This is a genomic window from Aeromonas sp. QDB17, from assembly GCF_027705305.1.
Lineage (GTDB): Bacteria > Pseudomonadota > Gammaproteobacteria > Enterobacterales > Aeromonadaceae > Aeromonas > Aeromonas caviae.
The window spans coordinates 65,594-72,228 of the sequence record NZ_JAPDBP010000023.1 but is presented as its reverse complement, the minus strand read 5'-3'; the positions used below and the strand labels follow the sequence as shown (position 1 = coordinate 72,228).

Here is a 6,635-nt window from a genome sequence, read left to right as displayed (position 1 = left end):
CTGATATGGCTCAGTCGGTAGAGCGCATCCTTGGTAAGGATGAGGTCCCCAGTTCGATTCTGGGTATCAGCACCATTAAATAAAAAGCCTCCCAATCGGGAGGTTTTTTTGTGTCTGCCTTTCGGCCATCCATCGCAAATTGCAGTCCTGCAATGTCGCACCTTCTTGTTGCTGACATATCTTCCCTTTCTATCCCGTATGCTTTTCGGGCGGCGCTTCTCTATTAAAGGGATCCGGGCTAAGTTGTGGATTGGCAAAGACAACCACGCTTTCGAAGGGGAAAGAACATGCTGATTAGGAATGTGCGTCTGGCGGGCAGGGAAGGGATGTGGCAAATCCTCTGTCAGGGAGGCGTGATCCGGGCCATCGAGCCCATGAGCACCCAGCTGCTCTCTGCCCACGAGCTTGATGGTGAGCAAGGCCTTGTCATCCCCCCCTTTATCGAACCGCACATTCACCTCGATACCACCCAGACGGCTGGCGAGCCGAGCTGGAACCTCTCCGGCACCCTGTTCGAGGGGATCGAGCGTTGGGCCGAGCGCAAGGCGCTGCTGACCCATGAGGATGTGAAACAACGCGCCATCCAGACACTGAAATGGCAGATTGCCAACGGCATCCAGTTCGTGCGGACTCACGTGGATGTTTCCGACCCCAATCTGGTCGCCTTGAAGGCGATGCTGGAGGTGCGGGAGGAGATGAAGGAGTGGGTGGAGCTGCAGATAGTGGCCTTCCCACAGGAGGGGATCCTCTCCTACCCCAACGGCAAGACGTTACTTGAAGAGGCTCTCAAACTGGGGGCCGACGTGATAGGCGCCATCCCCCATTTCGAGTTTACCCGGGAGTACGGGGTCGAAAGTCTGCACTACGTTTTCGATCTTGCAGAGAAATATCAGGTTCTGGTGGATGTGCATTGCGACGAAATCGATGACGAACAGTCCCGTTTTATCGAGACGCTGGCAACCCTGGCCTACGAGCGCGGTATTGGCCATCGGGTGACCGCCAGCCACACCACCGCCATGCACTCCTACAACGGAGCCTATGCGTCGCGACTGTTCCGGCTGCTCAGGATGGCGGACATCAACTTCGTCGCCAATCCGCTGGTGAACATTCACCTGCAGGGGCGCTTCGACAGCTATCCCAAGCGCCGTGGCATCACCCGGGTGAAGGAGATGCTGGAGGCGAACATCAACGTCTGCTTCGGCCACGACGACGTGTTCGATCCCTGGTATCCCATGGGCACGGCCAACATGTTGCAGGTGCTGCACATGGGGCTGCATGTCTGCCAGATCATGGGCTACGAACAGATCAACGACAGTCTCAAGCTGATCAGCTGTCACAGTGCCCGCACCCTGAACGTGCAGGATCGCTACGGCATCGAGGTGGGCAAGCCCGCCAACCTGCTGATCCTTCCTGCAGAGAATGGTTTCGATGCGGTGCGCCGCCAGGTGCCGGTACGTTATTCCATCCGTCATGGCAGAGTCATCGCCGATACTCGCCCGGCCGAGACGACCCTCCATCTTGTGAATGCAGAACCGGTAGACTTTCGCCGCTAGGGTCTTGCCGGGTCGATTAATTGCCCGGCTGTCCCCTGCGGCCGACATTTTGCATAATGCCAACCTGACAATCTTGGAGACTGCTTGATGCAAACCTGGTTATTTGTCGCTGCCGGAGGCGCCTTCGGTGCCTGCCTGCGTTTTGGCATCGCCGAACTGATGGCCTGGCTGCTGGGACGCCACTTTCCCTATGGCACCCTGGTGGTCAACGTGGTCGGTTCCTTCATCATGGGGATTGCCTATGCCCTGATCAGCCATGGTCACGTGGTGGAACACCCGATGAAGCCATTGCTGATGGTGGGTATCCTCGGTGCCCTGACCACCTTCTCCTCCTTTGCCCTCGACACGGTCGTGCTGGCCCAGCAAGGGGCCTATCTGAAGGCGCTGCTCAATATCGGTCTCAATCTGTTCCTCTGCCTGGCCATGGTCGTGCTGGGGATGCAGTTGGTCGCAAGCCGGGTTTGAGGTGTCCGCACGCCATCGGCTCTGGTAAACTGGCGGCCATTCTTTGCTCTATGGGTATTTGAGGGATGTCGGAACAGACTACTACTACGCATTTTGGCTATAAAACCGTGGCAGCGACCGAGAAGGAAACCCTGGTCGCCGGTGTCTTCCATTCGGTGGCGGCCAAGTACGATCTGATGAACGATCTGATGTCGTTCGGCATCCATCGCCTCTGGAAGCGCTTTACCATCGACTGCTCCGGTGTCCGCAAAGGACAGAAGGTGCTGGATCTGGCTGGCGGTACAGGGGATCTGACCGCCAAGTTCTCCCGCATCGTGGGCGAGACCGGCCAGGTGGTCCTGGCGGACATCAACGACTCCATGCTGAAAGTGGGCCGCGACAAGCTGCGCAACCTGGGGGTGGCCAACAACGTCTCCTACGTGCAGGCCAATGCCGAGGCGCTCCCGTTCCCTGACAACCATTTCGACGTCATCACCATCGGCTTCGGCCTGCGCAACGTCACCGACAAGGACAAGGCGCTTGCCTCCATGTTCCGGGTGCTCAAGCCGGGTGGCCGCCTGCTGGTGCTGGAGTTCTCCAAGCCGGTGAGCGAAGTGATCGCCAAGCTGTATGATCTCTATTCCTTCAAATTGCTGCCGAAAATGGGCGAAATCGTCGCGAACGACAGCGAAAGTTACAAATACCTGGCGGAATCCATCCGCATGCACCCGGATCAGCAGACCCTGGCAGGCATGATGGAGCAGGTCGGGTTCGAACAGGTTGAGTTCTACAACCTGACCCAGGGCGTGGTTGCCCTGCACCGTGGCTACAAGTTTTAAGGTCGCCTATGCCGATGGATGCCATGGTCACCGCGGTGATCGAAACCAGCCTCAACCAGTTGCTGGCCCTGGACAAACAGAGCCCGGAGCGGCTGCGCAAGCTGACGGGCAAGGTACTCAAACTGGAGCTGCGCGAGCTCAAGCCGCTCTGGTTTGTCTTCTCGGAGCGCCGTCTGGATGTGCTGGCCAGGTTTGAAGGGGAGGCGGATGCGGTGCTGAGCCTCTCCCTGACCGCCCTCGGCCTGCTCAAAGAGCCTTCCGCCCTGACCCGCTACATCCGCGAGGAGAAGCTGGACCTGAGCGGTGACCCCCAGCTGGTGCAGGCATTCAGCGCCCTGCTTGGCGAGCTCGATATCGACTGGGAAGAGGAGCTGTCCCGCTACACCGGCGATGTGGTGGCCCACACCCTGTGCAGTGGTGCCCGTCAGGCTCGCCGTTTTGTGGGGCGAGAGTTGTGCCGTTCCCAGCGTCAAGTGGCCGAGTATCTGACCGAGGAGGCGAGGCTTGCCCCGGGTCCGCTGGAAGTGGCGAGCTTCAATGACGATGTCGAAGAGCTGGCCCAACAGATGAAGGCGATCGAGTTGCGGCTTGCCCGCCTCGAACAGCAGGTGAGCTGATGACCCCGAAGGAGTTCAAACGCCTCTATCGCATCGTCAGCATCCTGCTGGAACAGGGCATCGACGAGCTGGTGCCCGCCCGTTATCAGCCCTGGCCTGGCCGTCTGGCCCGTCGCAGTCTGTTCTGGCTCAAGAACAAGCAACAAGGCATGAGCCGTGGCGCCCGCATTCGCCTCGCCTTCGAGGCCCTGGGCCCCATCTTCATCAAGTTCGGCCAGATGCTCTCGACCCGCCGAGACCTGCTGCCCCCCGACATTGCCGAAGAGCTGGCCCTGCTGCAGGACAGGGTGCCTCCCTTCTGTGGTCAGGCCGCCCGTCGCCAGATAGAAGAGAGCCTGGGTTGCCCCGTCGAGACCCTGTTCGATGACTTCGACGAGACGCCGCTGGCATCCGCCTCCATCGCCCAGGTGCACACCGCCCGGTTGAAGGAGAACGGCCGGGAGATCGTCATCAAGGTGATCCGTCCCGATATCGAGCCGGTCATCGAGGCCGACCTGCGCCTGATGCAGGCCCTGGCCCGTCTGGTGGCCCGTTTCGTGCCCCAGAGCGGACGACTGCGCCCCGTCGAGGTGGTGGAGGAGTATCGCAAGACCATACTTGACGAGCTCAACCTGATGCGCGAAGCGGCCAACGCCATCCAGTTGCGCCGCAACTTCACCGGTTCCGAGGCGCTCTACGTGCCCGAGGTGTTCACGGACCATTGCCGTGAGCAGGTGCTGGTGATGGAGCGGATCTACGGCATTCCGGTTTCCGACATTGCCGCGCTGGAAGCCAATGGCACCAACATGAAGCTGCTGGCCGAGCGCGGAGTGGAGGTGTTCTTCACCCAGGTGTTCCGGGACAGCTTCTTCCACGCCGACATGCACCCGGGCAACATCTTCGTCTCTTTCGAACACCCCGAGAATCCGCTCTGGATCGGCATCGACTGCGGCATCGTCGGCACCCTCAACCGGGAAGACAAGCGCTACCTGGCGGAGAACTTCCTCGCCTTCTTCAACCGCGACTACCGCCGTGTGGCCGAGCTGCACGTGGAGTCTGGCTGGGTACCGCCCGATACCAAGGTGGACGAGTTCGAGTTCGCCATCCGCACCGTGCTGGAGCCCATCTTCGAGAAACCGCTCTCCGAGATCTCCTTCGGCCACGTGCTGCTCAATCTGTTCAACACCGCCCGTCGCTTCAACATGCAGGTGCAGCCGCAGCTGGTGCTGCTGCAAAAGACCCTGCTCTATGTGGAAGGGCTGGGTCGCCAGCTCTATCCCCAGCTGGATTTGTGGCAGACCGCCAAGCCCTATCTGGAAAACTGGATGCACGAGCAGGTCGGCCCCAAGGCGGTGTGGAATGCCATCAAGGAGAAGGCGCCGTTCTGGGCGGAGAAACTGCCGGAGCTGCCGGAGCTGGTCTACGAGACCCTGCGTCAGGCCCGCCATCAGCAACACCACTTCGACCAGATGTTTGCCGATTTCCGTCGCCACAGTCGCCGTCAGGGGCAGGCTCGCTACCTCTTAGGGGTTGGAGCCAGCCTGCTGCTCGCGGGTGTATTCTTGCTGACCCAGAAACAACACATTGAGTGGGGACAAATCAGCCTCGCCGGCGCCGGGTTATGCTGGCTGCTGGGTTGGTTGCGAACCCGTTCCCATTAAATAACCTGCGCCATCGGGCGCCTATCCGGAGAGAAAGTCATGGGTGGTATCAGTATTTGGCAGTTGTTGATCATCGCAGTCATCGTCGTGCTGTTGTTTGGCACCAAGAAATTGCGCGGTATCGGTGGCGATCTGGGCGCGGCGGTCAAGGGGTTCAAGAAGGCGCTCTCCGATGAGCCGGCCGACACCAAACCCGAGCAGAAAGATGCCGAGTTCCCGACCAAGCAGTTGAACGAGACGGCCAGCAACGCCGAAGCCGCCAAGCAGAAAGACAAAGATCAGGCCTAAGCCATGTTCGACATCGGTTTTTGGGAACTGGTCGTCATCGGCGTCGTCGCCCTGGTGGTGCTGGGTCCCGAGCGGTTGCCGGTCGCGATCCGCACCGCCAGCCACTGGATAAGGCTGATCCGCAGCACCGCCAACTCGGTCAAGGCCGAGCTGGAGCAGGAGCTCAAGTTGCAGGATCTGCACAACGACCTGAAGAAGGCCGAACGGTTGCAGATGAACAACCTGAGCCCCGAGCTGCAGGAGTCCATCGAGCAGTTGAAAGCGGCCGCCCAGTCGGTGAATCGTCCCTATCAGGGGGAGAACGAGATCCGCCCGCCTCGGGAGCCCGCCCAGGCTGAGCCAGCCACTCCGGTGGCTGCCTCGGTGCCCGCGACCCCAGAGGTGCCACCGGTCAACAGCCAGCGAGAGAGCGAGCCTGTGCCCGCCAGCGAGTCCGCAGCCAAAGGGGAGGTGAAGCCATGAGTCAGGCAGAACAACCCCTCATCAGCCATCTGGTGGAGCTGAGAACCCGTCTGCTGCGCGCCATCTCCGCCATCCTGCTGGTGTTCATCGCGCTCATCTACTTCTCCAACAACATCTACGACTTCGTGGCCCAGCCGCTGCTCAGCCAGTTGCCGGCAGGCACCAGCATGATAGCGACGGATGTGGCGACCCCCTTCATCACGCCCATCAAGCTGACCCTGGTGGTCTCCTTCTTCGTGGCGATCCCCTATCTGCTCTATCAGGCCTGGGCTTTCATCGCACCCGGTCTGTACCAGCACGAACGGCGGCTGATCCTGCCCCTGGTGGCCTCCAGCGCCGTGCTGTTCTATGCGGGGATGGCGTTCGCCTACTACGTGGTGTTCCCCCTGGTGTTCGGCTTCTTCACCAGTACCGCCCCCGCCGGGGTGACGGTGGCGACTGACATCGCCAGCTACCTGGACTTCGTGCTGACCCTGTTCTTCGCGTTCGGGGTGGCGTTCGAGATCCCGGTGGCCACCATACTGCTCTGCTGGACCGGGGTGACCACCCCCAGGAGCCTGAAGGAGAAGCGCCCTTACGTCATCGTCGGGGTCTTCGTGGTCGGTATGTTGCTGACGCCGCCCGATGTCTTTTCCCAGACCCTGCTCGCGATCCCCATGTGGGGCCTGTGGGAGATAGGTCTGTTCTTCGCCCGCTTCTACGTGAAGAAAGAGGACGAAGAGCAGCAACAAACGGAAGAGGGGAGCTGAGGCTCCCTTCCTCTTTTCATGCATCCGTTCGAGGCGTATGGTA

8 protein-coding genes are annotated in these 6,635 nt (G+C 60.5%); all 8 read left to right on the top strand.

Translation table 11 applies throughout. The annotated features are described in order from the left end of the window. Positions 1–287 precede the first annotated feature (287 nt). On the top strand, positions 288–1,553 hold the full coding sequence (locus OKC41_RS17480; protein WP_201895246.1) for a cytosine deaminase: 1,266 nt from the start codon (positions 288–290) through the stop codon (positions 1,551–1,553). 87 nt (positions 1,554–1,640) lie between these two features. Continuing rightward, positions 1,641–2,018: a fluoride efflux transporter CrcB gene (crcB, locus tag OKC41_RS17475; RefSeq protein WP_010672354.1), complete on the top strand. Its 378-nt coding sequence runs from the start codon at positions 1,641–1,643 to the stop codon at positions 2,016–2,018. Positions 2,019–2,083: 65 nt separating this feature from the next. Next, positions 2,084–2,836: a bifunctional demethylmenaquinone methyltransferase/2-methoxy-6-polyprenyl-1,4-benzoquinol methylase UbiE gene (gene ubiE / locus OKC41_RS17470; RefSeq protein ID WP_010672355.1), complete on the top strand. Its 753-nt coding sequence runs from the start codon at positions 2,084–2,086 to the stop codon at positions 2,834–2,836. A gap of 8 nt (positions 2,837–2,844) precedes the next feature. Further along, entirely contained in the window at positions 2,845–3,453 is a 609-nt protein-coding gene (locus OKC41_RS17465) for an SCP2 domain-containing protein (RefSeq protein WP_029313421.1), read from the top strand. Further along, a complete protein-coding gene (gene ubiB, locus OKC41_RS17460; RefSeq protein ID WP_010672357.1) occupies positions 3,453–5,093 on the top strand; it encodes a ubiquinone biosynthesis regulatory protein kinase UbiB in 1,641 nt (546 codons plus the stop codon). The genes OKC41_RS17465 and ubiB overlap by 1 nt, the downstream gene beginning before the upstream one ends. 39 nt (positions 5,094–5,132) lie before the next feature. Beyond that, the gene (tatA, locus tag OKC41_RS17455; RefSeq protein WP_010672358.1) at positions 5,133–5,381 is read left to right on the top strand and encodes a Sec-independent protein translocase subunit TatA; all 249 of its coding nucleotides are present in this window, start codon (positions 5,133–5,135) and stop codon (positions 5,379–5,381) included. A 3-nt stretch (positions 5,382–5,384) separates the two neighbouring features. Next, a complete protein-coding gene (gene tatB, locus OKC41_RS17450; RefSeq protein ID WP_010672359.1) occupies positions 5,385–5,843 on the top strand; it encodes a Sec-independent protein translocase protein TatB in 459 nt (152 codons plus the stop codon). Further along, positions 5,840–6,592, top strand: coding sequence for a twin-arginine translocase subunit TatC (gene tatC, locus OKC41_RS17445; RefSeq protein ID WP_010672360.1), 753 nt, complete (start codon positions 5,840–5,842; stop codon positions 6,590–6,592). Before tatB ends, tatC begins: the two co-directional genes overlap by 4 nt. Positions 6,593–6,635: the final 43 nt, after the last annotated feature.

Coding starts and splice junctions, on each gene's coding strand:
- OKC41_RS17480 (WP_201895246.1), top strand. CDS start 288: ATGCTGATTAGGAATGTGCGTCTGGCGGGCAGGGAAGGGATGTGGCAA.
- crcB (WP_010672354.1), top strand. CDS start 1,641: ATGCAAACCTGGTTATTTGTCGCTGCCGGAGGCGCCTTCGGTGCCTGC.
- ubiE (WP_010672355.1), top strand. CDS start 2,084: ATGTCGGAACAGACTACTACTACGCATTTTGGCTATAAAACCGTGGCA.
- OKC41_RS17465 (WP_029313421.1), top strand. CDS start 2,845: ATGCCGATGGATGCCATGGTCACCGCGGTGATCGAAACCAGCCTCAAC.
- ubiB (WP_010672357.1), top strand. CDS start 3,453: ATGACCCCGAAGGAGTTCAAACGCCTCTATCGCATCGTCAGCATCCTG.
- tatA (WP_010672358.1), top strand. CDS start 5,133: ATGGGTGGTATCAGTATTTGGCAGTTGTTGATCATCGCAGTCATCGTC.
- tatB (WP_010672359.1), top strand. CDS start 5,385: ATGTTCGACATCGGTTTTTGGGAACTGGTCGTCATCGGCGTCGTCGCC.
- tatC (WP_010672360.1), top strand. CDS start 5,840: ATGAGTCAGGCAGAACAACCCCTCATCAGCCATCTGGTGGAGCTGAGA.